Here is a 23,454-nt window from a genome sequence, read left to right as displayed (position 1 = left end):
CTACGGAGAGGGGGCCCGTGCTCACTCGGCTCACCCGGTATGCATAATGGGGTCGGTTTTGGGTTTCGATACCACTACCCCACACCCATCGAGGGTTCCCTGGCACCGAATTCAAGTTTGCACGAAGGGGTCCGGATTTGGGCCACAGCGCACCACCCTTGCGTGCCGGGGAATCGGTCTGTCGGGTCTGGGAACCGTCGGGAAAAGAGTTTCTGATTTCGGCTCAGGAAATGTGCTGTCAGGCGCGGATTTTCAGGGGTGTCGCCTTCCAGTCCCACTTGAGGAAATTGGTGGGGCGGGGGCTGTAGACGGCTCGGCCGCCGGCCCGAACCGGCCGATCACGGTTATCAGGCCGAGCCGTCGGCCAGCTCGGCCTCACTCTGGCCGGTGACATCGAGCAGCAGGCCATCGAGCGGACCGCCCACCAACTCCCGGTAGGAGCGACCAGGCGGGCGTAGGGGTACGGGTCGACCGTGGTCACTGACATAGACCCGCCGACCGCGGCTGACTCATGCGCGGCAGCGTCCCACCCGCCACTGACACCGCCGCACAGACCCCGCTGACACCAGCGCTGTCAGCGCCGCGCAGCCCAAGGACCAGAGTGCTTCCGGTCGTACGTCAGTCGTTTGACGGCGAGGCAGGAACTACGGTCACCCACCTGGCGGTCGCCCACCTTCATGGAGATATGGCGAAGCCGTCCGCGAGCTGTACCTCAACGTCGGATGCCTCGGCGACCAGGTCTTCAGGTCGGGAGTCTTCCTCGCGCTCGATGAGCTTGCCCTGTCAGCTCAACCCTGCGGACCTTCTGCCAATTTTCTCCATGCCCATGCCGTCACTATCAGGCGTTTCGAGCGCCCTGCCTCGTAGCGCGCGCCACAGCGTCACCCGGTCAGCCGCTCCCCGTTTCCGTGAACGCCATCTGTTCGCGTGAGCATGTGGATCCGGCAGGCTGCTGTCCACAGCTACCGGTCATAACTGTGACACCGTCCGGCTGAAGCCGAGCAAGTTATTCGGCGAAGAGCGTCTTGTCCCCTGAACCGGTAACAGTTCGTTCCGGCCCGGGGGCGTCGGGGCTTGAGAACATCGGAACGGAAACCGGCGCTATGGACTCGTCGGCCCTAGTGGGCGCTGACGGCGCGTCGGCGCGCGGACGCCTTTGGACTGCGTTGTCCGCCATCGCTGTACGCATCGCCCATTGTTCCCCTGTTCACGTTTTCATAGGTAGCGGGCAATTCCCCGAGCAAGATCGCTGTCTGATGCGGACAGTATCCCCGCAGCACGAGGGACTTGTCGCGACGGCTCGTTAGGCTGCTCTACGAACGGCAGCAACCAGCTCTCTCGCCCTGCCTGGGTGATGCGGCGCGCCGACGATGGCAACCTGGCCTTCGCGCTGGCCGCCTGGCCGTCGACCCTCATCCACTGCACGCATTGCCTCTGCCGTTTTTTCGTCATCCGAGTGACGAATCAGTGACTGGTGACTGTTGCGCGGCTAACCCCTTCTCGCGCAGGCTCTCCCCCTCTCGGTCACCGGACCGGGGATCACCTACGCCAACCAAGGAGAAGCTGATGAATGCCGAACGCTCGCACTCCTACTGCTCGCCGCTGGCCTAGTCGCCATACGTCGTGCTGGCAGCACCCGGCGGCCGGCACGCCGCTTCTGGCGGGATTAGCGGCTAGCACTCTGCTCCTGGCGGTACTCGACCGTGACCAGTCAATGACTCCGCGTCCGGATGTCAGAGGGGGCTGGTCAATAGCCAGCATCGCCAAGGAAGCCGACAACACCAAGTAGGCCCGGATGCCCGCCAGGGCATCAAGATCAACTCGTTGCCCCTTTGACCCGTATCTGGGTCACACCCCTGCACTTCCTCGCGCCGCCCGGAAAACACCATCTCGTCCATCGCCCAAGCTGCTGGGCGTCTCGCGGAACACGCTGTACAAGTACGTGCCCGAACTCGCGGCCGGCCGGGACTCCCTCACCGCCGAGGACGGCCTGACCCTGCCTGCCCCTCGTTCCTGAAGAGGTCGACAGATTCTCGCGAAAACTTGCACAGCCGTCTGACCTGCGGAAACGAGGCCACCCAACGGATTTTCGCGAGAGTTGCGTGACTAACCCTCGCGTCCCCCAACCTCTCTCCATCGGCTCCGGAGCCGCATCCGAATCGACTGCTGATCCCTTGGAGAGAACGCATGTAACATCAGTTCCGGCGTAGCGGCCCTGGCGCTGGCCGTGCTCCTGCTCGGCGCGGCGGCCGGGTACATCACGCACCGCCTTCCCACAGTCAGCCAGCCCGTGTTGGTCGCCCTCGGCGTCATGGCCCTGGCGGTAGCAGTTGCGGGGGTAGCCATCGGGCTCCTGACGCCTTGGGGGCCCGGGGACATAGTGCCCCGGGCCCTAGACCCCTCATGGGCGCTTCGTGGAATCCCGGGGCCTTGCAAGCACGTGCCCGAACTGGCAGCAGAGCGAGCGTCACTCGTCGCCGGGAGCAGTCCGGCACTGCCCGCTCCGCGGTCCTAGCTGACGGATCAAGGCTTGGGGGAGACATCGCGTAGGCCGGGCTGGGGTAGACGGCATCGCCGAGGGTTGTGACCGAATGGTCCTGCCAGGGGTGGACGTCATTAGACCCGCGGGATGCCTCCTCCACGATGATCGTGATGGAGGTCGAGTAAGCACGGTCGGCCAAATCCCGGTAGTCGAAGAAGCAGCTGCCCGGACGATTCGAGCCTCGGTCCAGGAAGAAGGTCAACTTCTGCTCGTCGTCCGACGCCAAGGCGCCGAGTGACCAGTTTCTGCGGGCTGATACCTCCGGGGTCTCCCGGGGTCTCAAGCTGTGTGCGCACGTAGAGGAGCAGGTCCCACGCCCAGCGTTACGGACGAAGATGCTCAGAACTCCCGGGCTGTTTCGTGGTCGGTCCCATGACTGACACCTCGACCGTCCCGCGTTTCCAAAACGGGCAGTACGACCGGCCTCCAGCTCGCCCGAAGCTCGTCCGCGCTTGCTTCCGCGAGCTGGCGCCGTCCGATAGGCCAGCGTGGCGGTCACCAGCGCAAGTGCCAGTGTGCCGATCGCCACCAGCGCTTCCCATCCGAATTCCCACGATCCGTGCATGGCACCGAGCCTCCAGCAGCACGAGGTGATGGAACAGATGGGCCAGGACTCGTTTGTTTCCGGTAACAATCCGTCCTGCTCCTGGTAGGGCAACTTTATCTGGAATCACCGTGTCGTCGGCCGTCGACACGACACAGGAACGCCAGGGCCCGTTATCCCCGCCTTCCTCGACCGAGAGGCTCCCCTGCCCTGCCGGTGGCTAGAACGGTGACCACCGTGTTGGTTCGGTCGGCTACTGGCGCTGCCAGGCCCCACACTTCCGGCACGCTCCCCAACGGTCCTTCTCCTCGATTCCTCGCCCCGCAGACGGGACAGTCCTTGACGGGCATGAGCACTACCTCCCCGGGATCGCCGGATGTCGGCAGGGTAGCGGCGTCTCAAGGCCTACGCGCCGCATCCTCGGCGGATCCGAGGCGTGACATACGAAGTCATCTGGGAGACCGAAGCTCTTGCAATGGCCGAGCGATTCGCCAAGGACGCCGACGGGTTACGGCAGGTCTTCACCGCCGTCGACCCACCTTGCCCGCAACCCGCGGCCCTTACCGAACTATGGCAGGCAGCTCGGTCTGCTCAGGGCGCGGGAGGCCGGGATCCACCGGGTCCAGGCCTCCCGCGGGGCGAACCGACCGACCATGCGCATCGTGGTGGTCACGTATTGGCCGGCCCCGGAATGTTCACTCGTTCAGGGAGAGGCCCAGCAGGACGGTGTCCTGGGGGATGCTGTGTGTCTCGTTGCGGTTGAAGGGCAGGTCCCACTCCTTCCCTCCGGTCTTCAGGTGGAGGGAGCCGCGGTTGTTGGCGGTGTGCACCTGGCGGAGCTCCCCGTGCTGGTCGGGTTGGCCGCCCGGCCGGAGCCGCTCCAGCAGACACTCATGTCGGCGGGGTCGTCGTTGATGGTGTCGTAGTCCAGGACGAGGGACCCGGCCGGGGCGGTCGAGCAGTGCGCCCAGCGGTCGATGGACTTCGCCGAGACGTCTCCTGCCTTCGCCGATACGGCGCCGGCGGGTGCGGCGTTGGCGGGCGCAGCGACGGCCCCGAGGCCACCGACTGCGGCGAGCAGGGTCAGGGCGACGGCCGTCTTGCGTACGGATCGGAACATGCTTTTCTCCCCCATGGATTGGGCTCGTCGGCCACAGCAGGCAGATGCATCCCCCAGCCCCCGGTGGCCGCTGTCACCTCCTACCGCCCTCGTCGGTCACCTGTCTCGGGCGGTGGGTGTGTCCCACTCTGCCCCCTGGCCCCAGCCGTCTCGCCACTGACATCTGTCAGGGCCGTCACCATGCGCGCCGCTGAGTGCGCAAGGCCGACGGCCCCATGCTCCGTCGGACCGACGCCCCGCGGCGCCGCAGCCAGGTCGGTGTCTCTTTGACGCCCTGGCGCGTCTGCCCTGGACAGGCGGGCCAGCGCCGGTGGCGCAGGCACGATGGCGAGCGGCGGTCGCGGTCGCAGGGTCGGCCGCCGCGCGCCGAGCGACCGAAGCGACTCAGCACCGGAGCTGGGACCCGGCAAGCTGTTCACACTTTGGGGAGCTCTATGCCCATCTCGCGCATGGCGTCGGAGGCGGGGCCGCCTTCGGAGCGTTCGGTCTTGTAGCCCTTGATGGTCCGGGTGGAGGGTGCGGGGGTCGACGGCTTCGGAGGGGGCGCCGGTGGCGTAGAGGCCGTCGGGGTCCTGGTCGCGGTCGTGGGGGGCGAGCCAGAAGACGCGGCGTAGCCAGGTGCCGGAGGCGCGGGAGGGTTTGGCCTTGTTGGTGAGGGTGGCGTAGCCGACCAGGCGGCCGTCGCGGTGGTAGGGGGGCTGGCGGCGGCGTGAGGAGACACGGTCGAGGGTCTGGCGGACGTAGTCGAGGTCTTCGGTGTTCTCGAGCCAGACGAGTTCTTCCTCGTGCGCGAGGTCCTGGGGGTCGATCAGCGCGCTCACGGGGTCTCCTCGTCGGTCATGTCGGCGATAAGGCCGATGCCGGGGTAGTACTTCTTCTGGTTCGAGGTGGCCATCTCCTTGGGGGAACGCATACCCAGTGTGTCGCGGACCCGTGCGGCGAACGCGCGGCTGGAGACGGGAGTTGCGCCCTCGCTCTCGCACCAGCGGCAGTAGGCCAGGTAGAGGTGTTTCTGTTCGGCGCGCAGGCCGGGTTCGATTTTGCAGGTCTCACCCAGGAAGCGGCCCATGTGGTCTTCGGTCTCGGCGTATGCGGTGGTGGCCACCCGTACGCGTTCGGGGCCGGTGAGGTCTTTCTCGCCGGCGAGGTAGCGGCGGGCGCCGTCGATGAGCCAGGCCAGGATGCCGGGGCCTTCTTCGCGGACGAGGATGTCGGCGAGGTTATCGATCTTGCGTTCGTCGGGGATGATCCGCTCGAAGGGGATCAGGCGCATGCGGCGCCAGAAGGCGTACCCGCCGGTGCCGACTTCGGGGCGGTGGTTGCCCAGCAGGAAGAGCTTGTGGGTGGGGGTGAAGGAGAAGAAGTCCTGCCGCATGCGGCGGGCTTTGAGCTGGTCTCCGCCGGTGAGCAGCTTGACGCGGGATTCGTCGAAGCGGTCGCCGGCCTTCAGCTCGCTGCAGACGATGACGCGTCGTCCGTGGAGCTCGGCCAGGTCGGTGGGGTGACTCTCGAAGGGTTTTGGCCATCAGGAAGCCGGGCGGTGCCGCATCGGCATAGTCCCCCAGGAGTTTCACGATGACGTCCAGGAGCACCGACTTGCCGTTCTTGCCCTGGCCGTAGAGGAAGGCGAGGACCTGGGCGCCGACATCGCCGGTGATCGAGTAGCCCAGCAGCAGGTGCAGGTAGCGGATCATCTCCCGTCCATCGGCGTCGTCGCCGAAGGTGTCGGTCAGGAACCGGTCCCAGCGTGGGGTGGGCATCTGCTCGGGGGCTGTGAGGGCGCTGCGGGAGTGGAAGTCGCATTCGGGGTCGGGCGGCTGGAGGGTGCCGGTGGCCAGGTCGACGATGCCGCCGGGGGTGCACAGCTTGTAGGGGTCGGCGTCCAGGAGGGAGGCGTCCAGGAGCATGCCGCGGGCGGCGCGGGCCTGCTGGAGGACGGCCTTGATGCCGGAGGTGGACATGGCCCGGCGGCGCTCGCGGCGCATCTCAGCGTCGGTGTAGGTGCCGGTGGGGTCGTGGGTGGCCAGGGTCTCGGCCATGTCGCCGGCCGCCCATACGACGGTGTCGTGCTCGTCGGGCTCCCACCGGGAGCCGGACCAGCGGTACCAGCCCAGTCCGTTGACGTGGCGGAAATCGCGGGCGTACAGGTGGGCGAAGGCTTTGGCCAGGCCGCGGTCGGTCATCGAGTCCAGGAGCAGACCGTGCTCGGTGGTCTGGAACGGCGGCCGCTCGCGCGGTGCCGTCGGTGCCGGGGCCTGGGCCGGGAGCGGAGCGGGAGGCTGCTGGAGGATCTGGCGTGCCACGTCGGCCGGGTCGAATGCTGCGGTCACGATCGGGCTCCCGGATACATGGGGCGCTGGGCGCCGGCAGTGAGTCCGGCGCGGATGATCTGCAGGGCGCGGGCGTGCTGGCGGGGGCGTGCGTAGTCGGCTGCGGCCAGCAGTGCTTCTTCGGCGGCGTGCTGGTCAAGTTGGCCAGCCGCGACGAGTCCTCCGGCGGTGTAGGCGGCGCGGTTGAGTTTTTCGGAGAAGCCCATGTTCTCCGCCGCCGCGGCACATCCGGCGACCTCGGCCAGGACGGTCTCCATCGCCTTCGCAGCGGTGGCGCGTCCTCCCCCGGCTTGGACGACGGCTTCCCGGGCGCGGGAGGGCACAGAGCGGCGAGCCGCGGGCCGCGGGAGGTGGGCGGGCTCGTCGGCCGGGGTGGTGTGGCCGGTGCGGACCAGCTCCTGGGCGAGCCAGCCGGGCAGAGGTGCAGGGGGCCTGGTGGGGGCGAGCGGGGTGTAGGTGCCGTCGGTGGTGCGGGTGCCGGGGGCGACGATGTAGCCGCCGTGTGCGCGTACGTCGACCTGCCAGCACAGGGCGCGCCCGGTGCTGGAGCCGCTGGAGCAGTGGAAGGTGTGTGCGGGGTCGGTGCGGTACCAGACGTGGAGCCCGCCCGAGGGGGTGCGTACGCGCAGTGTGGTCTCGTCCTGGGCCGGGTCGGGGGCGCTGCGCAGGGCGGCGAGGACGGCCAGGGTGTGGAAGCCGTTTTCCAGGCCGGTCAGGTCGACATGGTCGTGGAGGGGGATACCTGGCCACAGCCGGTCCCGGGCCGGGAGAGGTTGGGGGTGGGCGTCGATGTCGATGACGACGAGGTGGGCGGGTCCGCAGGAGACACCGACCCCGGCGCCAGGGATGGCGCCCCACCAGGCGCGGATGCGCTCGGGGTCGGTGGTGGCGGCGTGGAAGCCGTGGCACCAGCCACCGTCCTGGATACAGGGGCACTGGGCAGGCGGGTGGGATCTGTCCTGGCAGGCAGGGCAGTTGCGGGCGGGGATCTTCCTGCCGGGAGTCAGAGGGTGGACAGGCCAGCCAGCTGCCGCGCACTCGTGGGCGACAGCGAGCATGTCTTGCCTACCGGTGGTGGAGATGGCCATTCCTCGTGACTCGACAGTGGTTCCCGATCGCCTTGCGGCTTCAGTCGCTGCCAGAGAAACGCAGGTCAGAGAGCCCATTGACCCCCGACAGCGACTGAAGCGACTGAAGTTCAGAACAAGGTGAAGACACCTTAGCGAAAAATGGTCAGGGCGGTAGGCGGGCAGGGCAGGATCGGGCGTGGCGACCCCGGGCCGCAGCCGCCTGCTGCCCGGGCAGGAAGAACATCGCCCTGGAATCGGCGGCGCGGCCCCGGAGTCCCCGACTCGCCCCTGACTGCTGGGCCGGCGCCCCCTCTTCCCTGACTTCCAGAGGGCCTGCCGCAGCGATCCACGTCCTTGGGGGATGGGTTCGGTCGCTGCTTCGGTCGCTGAAGAAAACCCCTGGTGGGCGGGGGGTTCCGGGCTGAGGAGCGACTGAAGCGACTCTGAGTTTGGATTATGACGACATTCGCGCGTGCGCGTGCGTGTCATAGATACCGACCTTCAGTCGCTTCAGTCGCTGCCGATCAGAAAAACCGCAGTTCAGAGGGCAGTAAGTCAGAGAACCTGCCCAGCGACTGACGAGAGCTCGGTCGCTGGATGCACAGTCTTGAGTCGCTCCCTCTTCTCTGGATGGGCGCTCTGCGCCATAGCCGGACTCTCGGTTGCTGCTTCAGTCGCTGGCCGAAAACTTTGATCAGTCAGCACTTTTGAGACTAAAGAGCGACTGAAGCGACTCTGAGCAGAAGTTATGACGACTTATGCTCTTGCCCGCTTCCCACATACCTGCCTTCAGTCGCTCCCTCGCGCTCTCCCTCGCCCGTGCCGAACCCCCCAGCCACACGACGCGATGGGCGAACCGAGGTGGGTCTTCTTCGATGTTGAACAGCACCTCGTCGCACCGGCCGCATTGGGCTGGTCAGCCGTTCCCGGCTGCGCTCAGGGGGGGAAGCGTCGAAGGATGGTGAACGAGTTGCTGGTGGTCTGGGTGAACAGAAGTTCGCGTGCCCAGACTGTGCCTCCGGCGTGGTGTCCGGCCAATTCGGCATAGCACTGTGTTCTGCGCTTGTAGGTGCGTGGATGGGCGATCGTGGCATGCGCGGGGAAGTCGATGGGTGTCATGGGAGTGGACAGCAGCCTCCGGCGCAGGCCTGCCCAGCCCTGGTTCACGTCGTCCACCGCGACGCCCACTCCACCGCGGCCCTCGTCTTCTGCGAAGACCTCGCCCAGGCTCAGCCGGAAGCGGATTGACCGGGACAGCTGCGGGCTGGCCGTTATCGGTGATCGTGATGCGCTCCCGCGTATGGGGAACACGGCGCACCAGCGAACCGAACCGGGCCCTCGCCGCAGTGATCGGCAACGTCTCACTCATGTACAGAGCTGTCCACCTTCCGCTGCCGTAGGCAAGACCGGGCACGACACCCGGCCGATCAAGCCCGCTTTCCCGCGTCTTCGGCATAGTTGGACGTGCTGGCCACCGTGCCTCGCGGTACCCGGGGCGTGCCCTTGCAGGACGTACTGGGCGAAAGCGAAGCCGTTAGCGCCGCCGTATGACGCGGCCCAAAGGTCGGTCAGCCAGGGTCAGGTAAGCAGTCCGACTTCAAGGGCTTCGCGGGCCTGGTCGGGGGTGAGTTTGTGCTGTTTGTAGTGGCTGCGGGTGTTGCTGCGGAAGACGCCCAGCCGGATGTGATGCTGGCGGCCTTCAGTGTCGGTGACGGTCTCGGTGTGGGGGCGAGGCACGCGCAGGTGTCCCTCGCGGGCTTTGAACTGGCGGGCGGCGGCGAGGTTGATCTCCCACTTCGACGCCCTGGCCGGCACAGCAGGTGTGGTGAGTTCTGCCTTGGCGGCGGGCTGGATCCCCAGTTCGGTCAGGCGCTCCTGCTGGCCCTTCTTGAGGCTGTGCCAGGCTGCGGGCTGCTCGGCCAGCCAGGCGCCGATGTCGTCGCCGCCGAGGCTGACGCCGGGCTGGAGCTCGGCGAGGGTGGCGCCTTGGGACAGGAGCCAGCGTGCTTTGGCGTAGTGGCGCTGCCAGGACAGAGGCCAGTCGGGGTTCCAGTCCGGGTCGATGGCCTCCAGCCGCTTGCGGCGGCTCTCGGCGCGCTCGGGTTTCTTGCCCAGGCCGCCGGGCTTGCGCGCCTGGTGCAGCCGCTCTCCGATCCGGACACCGGCGATGGCGGCGTCGCGGGGTGCGGCGAGGGTGTGGTGCTCGCCGTAGTAGAGCGCGCACAGGTCAAGGAACTCGGTGAAGGACTGGTCGCGGGGGTCGAAGACGAAGCCGGTCTCGGCCAGCAACTCGATCCGCCAGTCCGCCAGGTCGTCGTAGCGCCAGGCGCGGCGCTGTTCGGCGGCCCACTGGCCGACCGGGTAGTCGATGTGAGTGTCGCCGAGGGTGACGGTGGCGGTGTAGGGGATGTTGGCGTGCCCGTGTTCGGCGGCGTAGGTGCGGACGGCTTCGAGTCCGGTGAGCCAGGCGGTCGACTCCGGGCGCAGGACGCGGGTGCGGACCAGCCGGGCGATCTCCTCCGCATCCCGGCCGCGGCGGGAGAAGCGCAGCAGCGCGGGCTCGGACACCTCCCCCGGCTCCTCCTCCTTGCCATGGTCGCCAGTGGGCGCCTCGCCCTGGGGCACCTCGGCCGCTTCGTCCACCTTCTTGCGGGGGTCTCCGGCGGGGTCGGTGGCGAGGGTGTCTTCAGCGCCGCCGCGGCGGCCGGCCGGGCGCAGCGCCAGGCGCTCGACGATGCGCGGGTCGAAGGCGCGCAACGCTCGCAGGACGGTCACCAGCGGTTCGAAGGCGACTGTGGCCGCCATGTCCCGGCCCTCCTCCTCGGCGCTCAGGAGGACGGGCACGACCAGGCGGGCGACCTTGCCCTCGTGGGGCTTTTGCCGCAGGGCGCGGCCGACGGCCTGGACGATGTCGACGGGTGAGCTGCGTACGTCGGCGAACAGGACACCGTCCAGTCCGCACCGTCCGGTGATGTCGGTGCCCTCCCCCAGCAGGCGGCAGGTGCACAGGATGCGGAACTCCGTCTTGCGGCCCTCGGCATCGACACCGTCGGCGAACTGGGCCAGAGTCGCGCGCTGGTGGGCGGCCGGGTGGAGGCCGCACAGCCACTCCCCCCACACCTCGCCCGGGAACCGCCCGGCCGCACGCAGCTCATCAGCCGCATCCGGCAGGCCACGGGCGAAGGAGAGGGCTTCCTGGGTGCGGGAGTGGAAGCTCAGCAGGCTGACGACGCCTGCGGTTTCCATGTGCGCGAGGGTGGCGGCGCGGATCGCGCCCAGCCGCATGCCTCGCCGCTCCTCCAGGCTCGTGCCGGTCCCGGGGGGTGCCGGGTCGCGGATCTCGAGGACGTCGATCTCGAAGCCGGCGAGGACGCCCTCTTCGATGGCCTGGCCGAGGGGGTAGGTGAAGGCGGGCTTGCCGTAGAGGGCCTCATCGTCCATGGAGGCGACCAGCACCTCCCCCTCATCCCCTTCCGCTGCCTCTTTCGGGCCGGCGACCGCCTGGCGCCGGCTGGTCTTGTCCCAGATGCGCGGGGTGGCGGTCATATACAGGCGCCGGTCGGCGGGGATACGGGTGTTGTCGTGGACGATCGCCCACGGCTTGGTCGCGAGTCCTGCGGTGCGGTGGGCCTCGTCCACGATGGCCAGGCCGAACCCCTCCAGTTTCTGCCCGAACGCCCCGGCCAGGGCCCGCTCCAGGACACCGGCGACCGCGCGCTCCTCGGCGGCCTCCGCCGCCTCCTCCTCGTCTTCGTCGGCGCTGTGGCGGCCGGGGTTGCCGACGAGGGAGGCGTAGGTGGCGAAGACGGTCACAGGGCCGCTGCCGGCCCACATGGCCAGACGGATCGGGTTGGTCGTACACCGCACCCCGAGCTCGTCAGCGAGGTGGGAGCGGACTTCGGGGTCGCGGTCGAGGGAGCAGACGGCGACGGCGCTGCCGCGCATGCCGTACTGGCGCCATCTCTCCACCGTCTGAGTCAGCAGATTCAAGGTGGGCACCAGCACCAGCACGCGCCCGCGGAGCTCCAGGCGGCGGGCGACTTCGTAGGCGATGAGAGTCTTACCCGAGCCCGGTGCGGCGATCACCTGGGTACGCAGACCCTCTGCCGGGATGCCGCCGGGCGGGGTCTCCAGTGCGAAGACCGCCGCGTCGACGGCTTCCCGCTGCCGCGCCCCAAGCGTCATCGGCTCGCGCACGCGGCTGCCCTCCATTCCTTCAGTCCCCCTGAGTCCCTTGAGTCCCTGCTCCGCTGTGGCTGGCTGTTGTCGGTCAGGCGGAGAAGCCGACCGAGGTGGCGTACTCGTACTGGCCCCACTGCGAGCCCAGGTCGGTCAGCCAGTCATCCCACGCATCCGCGAGCGCCTCATCGTCCTGGGCGACCCAGGCATCCACGATCCGGTCCCAGTTGCGGATCCGCAGACGGCGGAACCCGGCCACGTCCGTGGTGATGACCCGCCTGCGAGGCTCAGCCACCCCGCTCTGGTCGAGCGGCTGAATCTCCACCCGCGTCCCGCCCCGCGCATTCAGACGCTGCAACAGGTGACGGGCCACGTTACGGCGGCGGTAGGCGCGGTAAGCCGCGTCGATACGGGCCAGGTTGTCGCGGGAGGGGGTCTGCTTGTGCTGGAGCCACCTGCGCAGCGTGCCCCGGGCCACCGTGATCCCCGCATCCCTTATCGCCTGATACCCGGCCGACGAGTTGGTCAGGTAGTTCAGCCGCGCGTTCAGCCCGCGCCGGCTGGTGACCGGAGAGCGGATGCCCCCTTCCAGGGCGAGCCGGTCGAGCACCTCGGCGGCCAGCTGGGCGCTCTTCTGCCCCTGGGCCCCGTAGAGGCCGAAGTTGAGTGTCCGCTCCGGCACGTCAGTTCATCTCCCGCTCGCGGTAGCTGTCTTCGGCCACCTTCTCAAGACGGTAGGTCTGCTTGGGCTTGACCTCGGTGACTTCCCGCCCTTCGGGGAACAGCGGGGTGTCCTTGCCCGCCGCCCGGGCTGTGCGCCAGTCGCCGGCCAGGTGGAGTTCGTCGGTGCCCATCATCCGCACGACCGTCAGCCCGGCCTGGTGAGCCTGCCACGCCTTGTTCCACAGGTTGGCGAACGCCTGGCTGCGGATGATGTGCATCCAGTCGGTCCGGTACAGGTCCCGGTTGTAGTTCGACTCCCCCATCGTCGAGACCAGCTTGGAGTACATCGCCTTCACGTACTCGTACGTCGCCTCCCCCTCCCCGGAGTCCGACGCGAGGGCGTTGGTGCGGGCCTGGGCCAGAGCACGCCGCAGATTCTCCAGCAGCTGCTCGGTCGAACCCGAGGTCCACGACTCGTGGATCAGCGGGCGCTCGCACAGCCCGTACTTGGGGCCGGAGAGGCGCAGCAGGAGCCGCAGGGTCGACTCGGTGACCCAGATCCGGCCGGGCTCTTCACGGTCGCCGATCGGGTTGGGCAGGTGCGGGTGGTCCCAGTCGGGCGGGGTGATCAGGTGGACGCCGGAGCGCTTGGTGTCATGCGCTGGCCCGCCTTCGTCGGGGCCGAGGTGGTGTTCGAGCTGCCCGATCGGCAGGTGGGCCTTGAGCGCGCTGAGGTAGGCACCGTTGATGTCCAGCGCTGTCACGATGTCGTCGCCGAGCTGGTCGAGGATCTCGGGCGGGGCCGTCCAGCGCGGGCGGGCCTCCCAGATGGCGTCGGCGTCCTGGCGCCCGCGCTTGTGCAGGATGTCGGGCAGGTCCGGGTAGTTGCGGAAGTCGTACCGCCCTCCGGCCCGGCTCTGCTCCAGCAGATCCATCACGTCCGGGATCGCGGTCTTCTGCAGCTGGGCGACCGCCTCCGCGACCTCTCCCCCGGTCTCGGCGAGCACGGCCCGGACCCGGCTCTCGATCCGCTCGGTCAACTCGGCCACCGTCCCGCTGGACTTCGCCACCGTCGCCGATCCCTTGCCCGCAGCCCGCGGAGCAGCGGCCGTCGGCCGCCGACCAGGCCGGGCCGGGCGGCGTGCCGGGGACGGAACAACCGCCTCCCCGGCCGGGCTCGGGGCAGGTGCCACCGGTGTTGGCGCGGAGGCAGTACTTGGGGCCGGTGCCGGGGTGGGCTGGTCGAGCAGGCGCAGATGCGTCATGTCCAGTGCCACCTCCACAGCCGCCAGGGTGCCCAAGTCCCGGGCGGTGACCGTGATACGGGCGGTATCGCCGCCGCCGGGGCGGGTGAGGTGGAAGACGCGGTCCGCACCCAGCTGCTCCACCAGATGGGTGTCATCGGTATCGAGCAGCACCACGACAGCGGCCTGCCGCTCGGCAGCGAGACGGGCCAGGGTCTTCACGGCGGCAGGCAGCGCCCGGCCGGAGAGCGGGGTGCTGTCCGCGCGGGTGTGCTGGAGCCGGTCGACCACCACCAGCCCCAGGTCCTCGATACGGGCGGCCTCCTCCGCGATCGCCTGCGCGGTCGGCTCCGGCCGGGTGAACGACAACGGTGCGGCCCGCAGGCGACCGTCGGCGTCCACCACGGCCTGGCGCTGCTCCGGGGTGAGGGTGCCGGCGGCGAACTGGGCGTAGGGCACAGGGGCTTCGGCTGCGATCAGACGACGGGCAGCCACCTGCAGCGGCACGCCGGAAAGGGCGTAGAGCACGGGAACCGGCTGCTCGGGATCGAAGGCGGCCGCACGTGCTGCCTGGAGCGGGAGCAGGCTCCCACCTGCATTCGGCGGGGCCACCACCAGCGTGAGGCTCCCCCGCGCCAGACCCCCCGAGACCCTGTCCAGCGCCGGGACGCCGCTGGACAGGCCGGTCGTCTGCGGCTCGGTCTCCAGCAGGCCGTCCAGGACATCACCGAGCCCAGTGACGCCCGTGGTGGTCTCGGGCTGCGGCGGATGGTTCCGGGGCGGGGTGTGGCGGGAGACCGTGGCGGCGGGCCGGCCGCCAACCGTCAGAACCTGCGGCTCCGTCTGGGCTGCGGACACCAGAGCGCCCAGCTCCTGCCGCGCCTTCGTACTCGACCACACCGGCCCGGACGGCTCCGGCCCCTCCAGGCGGTCCATCGCGGCGGCCTGCCTGCTCTTGGTGTTGACCAGCACAACCTGTTCACCATGCTGGAGGCGCTCGACCACCTCGCTCCACTGCTCACGAGCCTGCGAGAGCGTCACATCCATCCACGGCCTCCCTTGAACTGAACCGCCCACCTTAGCAAGTAGGAACGTTGTAGGTACGTGTTTGATACCTCTCTGGTCGCTCACGTCGGGGTCTCAACGGGTTCCGTTCCATGAGCAGAGACTGCGGCCGGCAACCCCGGCTCGCCAGAAAGTCTGTGGAAGGCAGCCTGCTGGAGGTGCCAGGCTGGTCGCCGGCGAAGGGGCGTAGCTCAGAGGCCAGAGCGCCGGTCTCCAAAACCGGATGCCGCAGGTTCGACTCCTGCCACCCCTGCCACAAGCGCAGACCAACTGACTTCATGGTGTGGGGACGCCGGCGCGCTGCGCTGTGAGTGCGCACCCGCTGCCCGGCCGAACCTGACTGCGCAGTCGTGCCGCGGCAGTGCGCACCCGCCGGCGATTGCGCAGTCTCAGCGCTGCGCAGACTGAATCGGCAGTGCGCGTCAGTGCATCAGTGGGGCAGCGCCATGGTGGTGACGGCGTAGCGGCGGCGGAATTCGGTGAGGTATCCCGCGAGTACTCTCTCGTCCAAGCGGTCACCGCGATCACCCTTTGTCTTGATGCCGTGCTTGGCGCACAGCGCCTCGAGCTCGCTGAGGGGCGGCTCGCTGCCCAGCGCCTCCAGATGCTCCACCCACACCCGGTAGATGCGCCAGCCCAGCCGGTAGCGGCGCAGTGTGCTCGGGCTGATCGGACCGCCTCCTCGGCCTGTCATGCCGTTTACCCAGAGGTGATCGGACAGGTCCTGAAGGCCAGGCTCTGCCCCGAGCCGTTCTGTGAGGTCTGCCCACGCCAGGTAGTAGCGGTCGACGAGTGTCAGCTCCCCCTCCCCCGCCGGCGGTGGCGGGCTCACCGTGTCCTCATCGCCCTGCCCGTCGGCCTCCTGGCCGTCCTCGCCGCCATCCAGTGGCGGGACACTCTCCTCGGCCCGCGTGGCCAGCGGGGCCACCGTGCGGGAGTTGTCCTCGGGAGGCGGGTCGAGTGCGGGCCGAAGAGGTTCCGCATCGCCGCCCTCAGGGGCCTCGGGCTCTGCCGGTCTCTCCTCCGGTGCAGGCTGTTCCGGTTCGGCAGCGACCGGCGTGGGGGGCATCTGGATACGGGCCGGGTCCGACTCCAGTTCGCTGTTGCCGTGCGAGAGGAAGGACCGGCGTTCGTAGCGGGCTACGAGCGTCTCCTCCTCGGTGTAGCCGCTCGCACCTGGACGAGGCCGGTCACCTGGACCGCTGAGACCAGCGAAGGGCGGGAGATCGTACCGTTCCCGGGCGCTACCCGGCCGGGGCGCACTGCCGAGCATCGCGAGGGAGTCCGCTGGCAGTCCCGCGGCCGCCAGGCCGGAGGGCGCTGTCTCAGCGAGCGGTACCCCGTAGCGGGCGAGTTTGAGGGGCATGAGTGCCTCGACGGGTGCTTTGCGTCGCCAGGAGCGGCCGTACTGGGCGCGGAGTCTGGTCTCGTAGACGAGGCGGTCCTGTTCCATGCGGATCACTTCGTCGTAGTTGCGCAGCTCCCACAGCTTCATCCGCCGCCACAGCCGGAAGGTGGAGGGGAAGGCCAGCAGCCAGCGGGAGAGGCGTACGCCTTCCATGTGCTTGTCGGCGGTGATGGCCGCGACGCGGCCGGCCGCGTGCCGGGCGGCCTCGACGGTGACGACGAAGAGCACCGGGATCACCGCGTGCATCCCCACCCCGAGCGGGTCGGGCCAGGCGGCGGCGCCGTTGAAGGCGATCGTGGCGGCCGTCAGCAGCCAGGCGGTCTGCCGCAGCAGCGGGAACGGGATCCGGATCCAGGTCAGCAGCAGATCCAGGGACAGCAGCACGACGATGCCCGCGTCCACACCGATCGGGAAGAACGGCGCGAACTCGCCGAAACCCTTCCGCTCGGCCAGCTCGCGGACCGCCGCGTAGGAGCCCGCGAAGCCGATCGCCGCGATCACCATGGCACCGGTGACCACGACAGCGATAAGCAGACGGTGCACGCGACTAATGCGCACCCCCTGCACCAGTGCCCCCGTTGTCTCTTTGATCTCGCCCTTGATGGGGGGTCAGTGTCTCATTCATGTGAGTGACCAGAGATGCCCCTGAGGGGGCCGCCAGCCGGATACAGCATGCGCTCCCGGGGCCTGCGTCTACTCACCAGGCCCGGGGGAGCGCTGCTGCACCAGTGGCGTCCCATCAGGAGGCAGCCGCCTCTCTGTGAGCGGCTGCTTGTTCCTGGTGCTGGTTCAGCACGGCAAGCATGGTCTCCATCTGGACAGGGTCGAGGCGCTCGATCAGGTGCTGGGCCAGTGCCTCGCCATCGTGGTACGGCATCTCCCTTGAGGCAGCAGCCTTCTTCTTGTCCTTGGCGGTGGGGGAGTGGTTCGCCCGGGGCTCGGGCACCCCCTCGCCTCCCCGCCCGGAGGAGTGGGGGACGGGTTCCGCTGCGGAGGATGCCGCCGCCTGCTTCTGGCCCTCTATTACGTCGTAATAGGCCTCACCGGACTGGGTGGAGCCCTCACCCGTTGTCCCGGTTTGCTGGGCGGGCTCGAGCTTGCGGCGGCGCTCCTGTCTTTCGGCTTCCTTCCGGGCCCGCTGCTGCTTGAGCTCTTCGAGAGCGGCTTGCTGCTGATCGGCCGGCTTGTTCCCGACCGCACGCAGCAGGTCGATGGGTTCCTGCCCGATCCGCTGTTGCAGCTCGGGGGTGAGGTTGAGCAGCGCGAGCCGCTGGGAGATCCAGCCCTGGGAGCGGTGGAGCCGCTTGGCCAGCGCGGTCTGGCTTCCGTGGATGGCCAGGAGCCGGTCCAGGGCGCGGGCTTCGTCGAGTTCCTCGAGGTCCTGGCGGTGGATGTTGGCCACCAGCGCGGATTCGAGAAGCTCCTCGGCGTTGTTTCCCTGGTCGTCGCTGACCATCACCTTCAGGGTCGTCAGGCCGGCCTCGCGGGCCGCCGCCAGGCGGCTGTTGCCGTCGACGGCGACGTGAGTTGCGTCAGGTTCCAGGTCCGCCTCGCGGTCCGGGTTGGCCTTGATGTAGGCGTCCCGGTTCATGACGGTGATGGCCTGCTTCTGGCCGTGGTCCTTGAGGCTGCCGGCGAGGTCGGTCAGGTCACCGAGGCTGGAGCGGGGATTGTCCGGGTTGAGGCTGATGCGGTCGAGGGGGAGTTCGGTGGGGTCGGCGACGCCTTCGGTGGGGACACCGGTTGCGGAGGCCACGGCGCGGCGTCGCGCGCTGACCGGTTGGGCTTGACGACTGCCGAACCGGCCTGCGCCGAGCTTGTCCGCCTTGCTCATGAGATCTCCCGTGCCAGTGCGCGCATGCCGATGGCCTGCTGGGAACGAGGGGCGTAGGAGAGGAGAGGCGCCTTCATGCGGACGGCTTCCTTCTGTTCCTTCAGGTCACCGATGAGGCCCACGACGCGGGGGTCCTTTATGTCGACCCAGCCTTGGAGGGAAGAGGTGGCGATGTAGCCGCGGCGGCCGTCGTAGAGATTGACGACGATGCCGAGGTAATCGATGTCGATCTGCAGGTCGTTGCGCAGATCGTCGATCTGGTGGACGAGCAGATCGTAGGCGTCGGCGGAGCTGTCCTCGGCCTGGACCACGATCAGCGTTCCGGACTGTCCGGGCGCTTCGCCCTCGCGGCGCCGCCCGTAGTAGGCGGCGGCGTCCATGCTGAGACCGAGGCTGGGCGGGCAGTCGATGAGGATTACGTCGTAATCGCTCTCCAGGGGGGCCAGCGCCCGCTCGAGCGCGGCTTCCCTGGCGCGTACGGCGGAGAGGCGTACGTCGAGGAGAAAGGCGTCGTTGCAGGCGGGCAGGAGGTGGAGGCGGCCGCCGAAGTTGTCGTCGTCGACGGAGACGATGAGGTCGCGCAGGTCGCCCTTGGGGTCTCCGGCCATGTGGTTGGTGAGGCTGTCACCGTCCATGGCCAGGGGTGCGGAGCCCAGTTGGTTGGTGAGGTGGCACTGGGGGTCGAAGTCGACGAGGAGGACGCGAAGTCCGAGGCCGGGAAGGTTCTCCACGTCGAGTGCGACCGGGTCGCTCTGGTCCGAGGCGGCAGCCGCGAGCTGCTTGGCGACCCGTACGGGGTAGAGCTTCTCGGGGTTCTCTGCGAGGGCTTCACCGACGCCCGCGGTGATGGCGGTTTTGCCAACGCCGCCCTTCTGGTTGCACACCACGATGCGCCGCGTGACGGCGGGCCGTTCGATGTCGGGTGCTGGGTGGGTGTCGAGCCACAGCTGCACCGACTGGGCGAGACCTTGGATCAGGGAGACCTTCCGCTCGCCCGCAATGCGGCGGAAGTGCTCCCACTGTCCTTCGGGCAGGAAAGTGGAGAAGGAGTCGGCACCTGCCGTGTCGACGCTCTCAGGCGTTGCGGCAAGGGCACACCAAGAGGCGATGCCTTCCTCGACCGCGAGCTGGATCTCGATGCCTCGCTGCGCGGCCCGGATTTTCAGGGCCTGGCGCAGCGGAGCAGGAAGCTTGGAGACGACTTTCTCCCGGTCGCTGGGCGGCGGTGAGGTATCCATGGGAGCCACCTTACTAACGAACATGGCGAGTGAGGGTGAATCGACGTTAGTTTGTCATTCTGTTGGCTCAAGACCCGGATGGCCAACGTCGAATCCCTGAGGGCTGGCTATTACGCCGTAATAAGCGCGTGAGACCCTCCAATGACCGCCAACACCCGGCCATGACAAAGCCGTTACGTGGCCCTCGCTGCCCAGCGAAGCCTCAGAGTGCTACCCGACCGATACAGACGGCGCTTCCTAGCCGACCCAGGTGAGGAACGGCACACCCCCTTCTTCCTTCTACCTTGAGGGGTCGGCCCTGCATCCGACCGAGCGGCACTGAGGATCCGACTCCCGGGCCGGCAGGCCCCACGCAGCCACGAGTGCCCAACACCCGTTCTCCGCCCGGCGGCTACATGAAGCCCCCAGGAGAGTGGCGCACCGCTGGCCAGCGATGCGCCGAGCCTGAGCAGTGCTTCCAGCCATTACGGCGTAATAGCTCAACGCTCGGCACAGTGGCGTTGCCAGTCATGAGAGCCCCTCCACTCACGGCCCAGATCTCGTCCGTCAGGGTGAATTGCCCACCCCAGGTGGTGAGGACGACTGGCCTTGAACGTGCTCAACAGACTCCGGACGCTCAGAAGCTGCTTCTAATCTCAGTAGTAGGAAACCGGCACCGAGGCGAAGTCTGGTTTGCTGGCTCCTGTTCGGGCGGGCGGCCACTGCCTTGTCGCGCTGAAGGGCGCGGATGGGCGTGAGCGAGCCGGTTCGGCTTGTCGTCGCCGTGGCAAGTGAAGGGAACTGTTCCTCATGTTGCAGGTCTTCGAGGCGGCGGCCGGTTGGTCGTCCGTGCGTGAGCGATTGGTGCGGCGGCGCATCGCGGATCGGGACCTTGCCTCGCTGGATGAGGCGGTCGAGTTCGCTGTGCGGTGGCACGCGGACCAGACTCGACCGGCGGGTGAGCCTTATGTCGAGCATCTGCTTGAGGTCGTGTGCGTGTTGGTCGAGGCGGTGGGAACGACAGACATCGATGTGTTGCGCGCGGCCGTTCTCCACGATGTGGTCGAGGACACAGAGTGCTTGCTTGAGAACGTGCGGGAGCGCTTTGGTGACCGCGTCGCGGTCTTGGTCGACTGGGTAACCAAGCCCGTGCCATCGGAGGGCCAGACTGGCGAGGAGGCACGGGCGGCGTATTTGACGCGTCTGCGCACCGCCCCGCCTGATGCCCTGTTGGTGAAACTTGCGGACCGCCTGAGCAACGTGCAGCGGCTTGATACGCATCCCAGGCCGGAGAAACGCCGTTCGTACTACCTGGAGACGGTGCACTCCATCGTCCCGCTCACGCAGTCCCATCCGTGGTTCCGCCAATGGTATGCGGACTGGCGCGACGCTTTCGGTCACGTGGCTGTCGACAACCCGGACGCGTGCTCTCAATGACATGCGCTGCGAGCGCTCCTGGACAGGTCCTCGCCTCAAGCCCCGACGCGTGCCCTTGACGTCCGCCGCGCCAGCGACCACAGCGCGGCCGGCAGGACGACGCCTTGCTCGTCACTGAGTGGTGGGCCTGGAGGACGACCGTCGAGCGGAGCGTCACCCATCGCCACTGCACCTTCGGCACAACGCATTCGCACCAGACATCACGGCGCTTGTTGCCCACTGGCGGGGAGATAACGCCAGGTGAAGTCATGAAGGCAGGCTCTGTGGTCCCGCCCCTCGCCAGCTATTACGACGTAATAGCTGAGGAGTCTGCTTCGGACGAGCCGGATCCGCCAGGCCGACAAGTCCCGTTGGCGTCGGCGCTTCCTCACCTGACCGACGGCCGTCAGGGTCATGTCCATGCCATTTCCGCAGAATGCGGAACAGTTCAGAATGTGAACGCGTGAACGTCCGGGAGGGTTGCCTGCCACCGACCGTCAGTAAGACTGAGCACGGTACTTGTCGTGTTGGCAGGACAGCTGTCGTGCGGGCCTTGACCTGGGCAATCGCACTGCTCAGGTCGCGTGTGCGGCGCCTTCTGGAGACGTTGACGACAAGTACGGTGCGAATCTCGCGACAGATGTCGTGCAACAGCGGAGGGCCATCACAGGTCGGAAGCCCGGGCGTACGACAAGTAGCTTGCTCCGGCACAGTCCGCCAAGGGTGCGGGCCCGCACAAACCGGCTCACGGTGGATACAGAACGGCACGCTGAACAGGAAGCCCCGGCGATGATCCCCCCCTTGGAGCACTTCCAGGACGTCTACAAGCGCATGCGCTACTTGGCGCGCCTGGCCGAGCCCCCGGTCGGCATGCGCTCCTTGAGCACGTCTCCCATCCCGCCCTGGGTGAGCTCGTTCTCGTACACCAACGCGCTGCTTCGGCGCATCGAGCAGACGCGCAAGTGGCTGGAGCCCACCAGAGGGATCGCTCTGTTCCAGGCCAGTGAATGGAGCGCAACCGCCCAGACCGCCCTCTCCCGCCTCGATGACGTGGAGGCGGACGCCGCCGAGTCGGAGAGCACCGAATCGCAGGACCAGAACGAGCTCGTGACGATCACCGATATCGGGACGCTCAGCGGGCGATCCCGTGAGGAACTCGGCCGGCTCGTGGCCGAGGTGACAGCCGCGGTGTTCTACACGCTGACGGGGCAGCTGGAGCCGGACGAAAGCGACCCGGCGGGCTGGACGCTCCGCGCGTGCGAGCAGGCGTTCAACGCTGGCGCGGCGGCAGCGGCCCTGTGGGACGAGCTGACCGAGGACACCGAAGACTGACCACCACGTGGTGCCTCCCCACTAGTGGGGACAGCTGGGAGCCAGCGGGGCGATCGTGGCAGGCTCACGGCATGCCGTCTCGCACCCGCCGCGTGCCCCCTCCAGCCGCTGCTCCGCTGCGCCAGCCGCCCACACGGCTGCGCCCCATGGACCCGGGCGCCGTGGTCGCCGAGCTCCGTGAGCTGCATGTCGCAGCCGATGACGCGACGGTCGAGCAGATGCCGGCGGACGAGCATCCGCGCGAAGCGCTGCTGTATGCCGAACGGCGCGCCCATACGCTCACCGACCCGGCCGCGCGCCGACGCGCCACCCTCCTGCGGGTGCGGCTGTGGGAGTTCCTCCGCCGGGAGGCCGACCCCCACCAGAGCCGCGCGGTCCGGGACGCCCGGGATGCCGGCGTTCACTGGGAGGATCTGGCCGAGCCGCTGGGAGTCAAGAAGGGGAGTGCCAGCGCCGCGGAGAGCAAGGCGAGGCGGCTGCGCGCCACCGAACTGTCCGCCATGCCCGGTGCACTCCCGGTACGCCGTACCCCCGAGGCCGTTGCCCGAACCGAGGCGGAACGGGCGGAAGCTGAGCGAGTCGAGCGGCTGCGGGAGATCCGGGAACAGCGCCGCGGGGAGGCCACCGTCCGGCTCGGCCGCGAACTGCTGGCGGTACGCGCCGAGCTGGCAGCCGACGAAGAAGCCGACTACTGGCTCGACCAGGTCGCCGCCGTGGTGACGGACTGCCGCACACCCCGGCAGATCGCCTCCCTCGGCACCTACGTGTCAGCTGCGCTGCGCCATCTCCAACCGGTGGACCGACACACGGAACCGGCTCAAGCGGTCCTGCACAAGGTCCAGAAGTGGGAGCAGGACACAACGCACGCATGACGCCCTCCGCCGGGCGCGCTTCCGACGGCGCTACCTGCTAGCTGACGACTCCCACCGGGCCGCCCTCCGCGGCGGCCTCGTCCAGACACGTGGCGACGTGGCTGCCATCCACGGTGCCCAGCACGGCCAATGCAGCCCGGAGCTTCGCCGTCCAGTCCCCGCCGTGATCCTGCGGCCCTTGGACGGACGCCGGCACGAGCCATCGGTCTGCAGTGCACTGGAACACGCCATCTACAGGCCGTCGTCCAGGAACTGCACACACCGCTCAGTCAGCTGTCACTCGGTCCCGGCCGGTACGGGCCCGCCGGGCAGCCAGCCCCCGGCGTGCGGTGCACCACTGGCGCAGCCGCCGGACGAGGGCGACAACGCCTGGTCGCCGACGGCTTACCCCGTAGGTGTCGTTGAGCGTCTTGAAGTTGTTGACATCTGTCTCGCCACGACGCTGACGAGCTGTCAGCGGTGCAGCTGCTGATGGAGCCTTGGGCGAGTACACGCGTAGCGGTGACACTCCAGGGCGAGGTCCTCGACTGACTGCTGTGCGCGGAAGCCATCGCTCCCGAGACGATCCAGTCGCATGAAGCGTCTCGGGCGGCGGTTCGTGAGTTGGTCCCTCGTCGC

14 protein-coding genes, 1 tRNA gene and 4 pseudogenes are annotated in these 23,454 nt (G+C 68.4%); 4 read left to right on the top strand and 15 right to left on the bottom strand.

All coding sequences use genetic code 11. The annotated features are described in order from the left end of the window. Positions 1-238: 238 nt before the first annotated feature. The 11 genes and pseudogenes from ACQEU8_RS36030 to ACQEU8_RS35980 all read right to left on the bottom strand — a co-directional run. Positions 239-503, bottom strand: a pseudogene (locus tag ACQEU8_RS36030) (hypothetical protein); the annotation flags it as partial. 3,278 nt (positions 504-3,781) lie between these two features. Further along, positions 3,782-3,916: a hypothetical protein gene (locus ACQEU8_RS36025; RefSeq protein WP_433109101.1), complete on the bottom strand. Its 135-nt coding sequence runs from the start codon at positions 3,914-3,916 to the stop codon at positions 3,782-3,784. Continuing rightward, complete coding sequence (locus ACQEU8_RS36020; RefSeq protein WP_433109099.1) at positions 3,880-4,206, bottom strand: hypothetical protein; 327 nt, start codon at positions 4,204-4,206, stop codon at positions 3,880-3,882. The genes ACQEU8_RS36025 and ACQEU8_RS36020 overlap by 37 nt, the downstream gene beginning before the upstream one ends. Before the next feature lie 415 nt (positions 4,207-4,621). After that, positions 4,622-5,027 (bottom strand): annotated as a pseudogene (locus tag ACQEU8_RS36015) (DUF6009 family protein). Beyond that, positions 5,024-6,539: pseudogene (locus ACQEU8_RS36010) on the bottom strand (DNA primase family protein). Before ACQEU8_RS36010 ends, ACQEU8_RS36015 begins: the two co-directional pseudogenes overlap by 4 nt. Beyond that, positions 6,533-7,624, bottom strand: coding sequence for a bifunctional DNA primase/polymerase (locus tag ACQEU8_RS36005; RefSeq protein ID WP_433109097.1), 1,092 nt, complete (start codon positions 7,622-7,624; stop codon positions 6,533-6,535). The pseudogene ACQEU8_RS36010 and the gene ACQEU8_RS36005 overlap by 7 nt, the downstream one beginning before the upstream one ends. Before the next feature lie 918 nt (positions 7,625-8,542). Then, positions 8,543-8,782 (bottom strand): hypothetical protein, encoded by a 240-nt coding sequence (locus ACQEU8_RS36000; protein WP_433109108.1) that lies wholly within the window; start codon positions 8,780-8,782, stop codon positions 8,543-8,545. A gap of 88 nt (positions 8,783-8,870) precedes the next feature. Beyond that, positions 8,871-8,975, bottom strand: a pseudogene (locus ACQEU8_RS35995) (type II toxin-antitoxin system prevent-host-death family antitoxin); the annotation flags it as partial. A gap of 209 nt (positions 8,976-9,184) precedes the next feature. Then, a complete protein-coding gene (locus tag ACQEU8_RS35990) occupies positions 9,185-11,803 on the bottom strand; it encodes a Helicase associated domain protein (protein ID WP_433109095.1) in 2,619 nt (872 codons plus the stop codon). Between the two features lie 73 nt (positions 11,804-11,876). Then, on the bottom strand, positions 11,877-12,467 hold the full coding sequence (locus ACQEU8_RS35985) for a transcriptional regulator (RefSeq protein WP_433109093.1): 591 nt from the start codon (positions 12,465-12,467) through the stop codon (positions 11,877-11,879). Position 12,468: 1 nt separating this feature from the next. Next, positions 12,469-14,739 carry a DnaB-like helicase C-terminal domain-containing protein gene (locus ACQEU8_RS35980; RefSeq protein ID WP_433109091.1) on the bottom strand — a complete coding sequence of 757 codons (2,271 nt, stop codon included), beginning with the start codon at positions 14,737-14,739 and terminating at the stop codon, positions 12,469-12,471. A 198-nt stretch (positions 14,740-14,937) separates the two neighbouring features. Between ACQEU8_RS35980 and ACQEU8_RS35975 the strand changes: the two genes are divergently transcribed. After that, positions 14,938-15,013: transfer RNA gene (locus ACQEU8_RS35975), tRNA-Trp, on the top strand. A gap of 174 nt (positions 15,014-15,187) precedes the next feature. On the opposite strand, the gene ACQEU8_RS35970 is transcribed toward ACQEU8_RS35975, so the two are convergent. The 3 genes from ACQEU8_RS35970 to ACQEU8_RS35960 form a co-directional block, all read right to left on the bottom strand. Continuing rightward, positions 15,188-16,669, bottom strand: a complete 1,482-nt coding sequence (locus ACQEU8_RS35970) for a DUF2637 domain-containing protein (RefSeq protein ID WP_433109104.1) — start codon at positions 16,667-16,669, stop codon at positions 15,188-15,190. Between the two features lie 235 nt (positions 16,670-16,904). Next, positions 16,905-17,999, bottom strand: a complete 1,095-nt coding sequence (locus ACQEU8_RS35965) for a ParB/RepB/Spo0J family partition protein (RefSeq protein WP_433109089.1) — start codon at positions 17,997-17,999, stop codon at positions 16,905-16,907. Beyond that, positions 17,996-19,237, bottom strand: coding sequence for a ParA family protein (locus ACQEU8_RS35960; RefSeq protein WP_433109088.1), 1,242 nt, complete (start codon positions 19,235-19,237; stop codon positions 17,996-17,998). The genes ACQEU8_RS35965 and ACQEU8_RS35960 overlap by 4 nt, the downstream gene beginning before the upstream one ends. 789 nt (positions 19,238-20,026) lie before the next feature. Here ACQEU8_RS35960 and ACQEU8_RS35955 point away from each other — a divergent pair. The 3 genes from ACQEU8_RS35955 (at position 20,027) to ACQEU8_RS35945 (ending at position 22,836) form a co-directional block, all read left to right on the top strand. Next, complete coding sequence (locus tag ACQEU8_RS35955; RefSeq protein ID WP_433109086.1) at positions 20,027-20,653, top strand: HD domain-containing protein; 627 nt, start codon at positions 20,027-20,029, stop codon at positions 20,651-20,653. A gap of 780 nt (positions 20,654-21,433) precedes the next feature. Beyond that, positions 21,434-21,964 (top strand): hypothetical protein, encoded by a 531-nt coding sequence (locus ACQEU8_RS35950; RefSeq protein ID WP_433109084.1) that lies wholly within the window; start codon positions 21,434-21,436, stop codon positions 21,962-21,964. A gap of 71 nt (positions 21,965-22,035) precedes the next feature. Continuing rightward, positions 22,036-22,836: a hypothetical protein gene (locus tag ACQEU8_RS35945; protein ID WP_433109082.1), complete on the top strand. Its 801-nt coding sequence runs from the start codon at positions 22,036-22,038 to the stop codon at positions 22,834-22,836. Between the two features lie 37 nt (positions 22,837-22,873). Here the strand turns inward: ACQEU8_RS35945 and ACQEU8_RS35940 are convergent, their stop codons facing one another. Then, positions 22,874-23,032, bottom strand: a complete 159-nt coding sequence (locus tag ACQEU8_RS35940; protein WP_433109080.1) for a hypothetical protein — start codon at positions 23,030-23,032, stop codon at positions 22,874-22,876. Positions 23,033-23,454 lie beyond the last annotated feature (422 nt).

Source organism: Streptomyces sp. CA-250714 (assembly GCF_050936705.1).
Lineage (GTDB): Bacteria > Actinomycetota > Actinomycetes > Streptomycetales > Streptomycetaceae > Streptomyces.
The sequence above is the reverse complement of the archived record's forward strand: the minus strand, read 5'-3'. Positions and strand labels throughout refer to the sequence as shown.